General features: G+C 56.2%; 1 rRNA gene. It reads left to right on the plus strand.

Annotated features, from left to right (window positions below):
- Nucleotides 1-1,172: ribosomal RNA gene (locus tag ACH41F_RS41785) — 23S ribosomal RNA — on the plus strand; the annotation flags it as partial.
- Nucleotides 1,173-1,304 lie beyond the last annotated feature (132 nt).

The raw sequence follows: 1,304 nt of genomic DNA on the forward strand, positions 1-1,304 counted from the left end.
GAGCTGGGGGTGGCCGCAGAGACCAGCGAGAAGCGACTGTTTACTAAAAACACAGGTCCGTGCGAAGCCGTAAGGCGATGTATACGGACTGACGCCTGCCCGGTGCTGGAACGTTAAGGGGACCGGTTAGTCACATTTCGGTGTGGCGAAGCTGAGAACTTAAGCGCCAGTAAACGGCGGTGGTAACTATAACCATCCTAAGGTAGCGAAATTCCTTGTCGGGTAAGTTCCGACCTGCACGAATGGCGTAACGACTTCTCGACTGTCTCAACCATAGGCCCGGTGAAATTGCACTACGAGTAAAGATGCTCGTTTCGCGCAGCAGGACGGAAAGACCCCGGGACCTTTACTACAGTTTGATATTGGTGTTCGGTTCGGCTTGTGTAGGATAGGTGGGAGACTTTGAAGCGGGCACGCCAGTGTTCGTGGAGTCGCCGTTGAAATACCACTCTGGTCGTGCTGGATGTCTAACCTGGGTCCGTGATCCGGATCAGGGACAGTGTCTGATGGGTAGTTTAACTGGGGCGGTTGCCTCCTAAAGAGTAACGGAGGCGCCCAAAGGTTCCCTCAGCCTGGTTGGCAATCAGGTGTTGAGTGTAAGTGCACAAGGGAGCTTGACTGTGAGACCGACGGGTCGAGCAGGGACGAAAGTCGGGACTAGTGATCCGGCGGTGGCTTGTGGAAGCGCCGTCGCTCAACGGATAAAAGGTACCCCGGGGATAACAGGCTGATCTTCCCCAAGAGTCCATATCGACGGGATGGTTTGGCACCTCGATGTCGGCTCGTCGCATCCTGGGGCTGGAGTCGGTCCCAAGGGTTGGGCTGTTCGCCCATTAAAGCGGTACGCGAGCTGGGTTTAGAACGTCGTGAGACAGTTCGGTCCCTATCCGCTGCGCGCGCAGGAATATTGAGAAGGGCTGTCCCTAGTACGAGAGGACCGGGACGGACGAACCTCTGGTGTGCCAGTTGTTCTGCCAAGGGCATGGCTGGTTGGCTACGTTCGGGAGGGATAACCGCTGAAAGCATCTAAGCGGGAAGCCTGCTTCGAGATGAGTATTCCCACCCACTTGATGGGGTAAGGCTCCCAGTAGACGACTGGGTTGATAGGCCGGATCTGGAAGCCCAGTAATGGGTGGAGGTGACCGGTACTAATAGGCCGAGGGCTTGTCCTCAGTTGCTCGCGTCCACTGTGTTGGTTCTGAAACCACGAACAGCCCCATGCCCATGGTCACGGGTGTGGTGCGGCTGAAACAGTTTCATAGTGTTTCGGTGGTCATAGCGTGAGGGAAACGCCCGGTTACATT

Source organism: Streptomyces sp. NPDC020489 (assembly GCF_044386545.1).
In the GTDB taxonomy this organism is placed as follows: Bacteria; Actinomycetota; Actinomycetes; order Streptomycetales; family Streptomycetaceae; genus Streptomyces.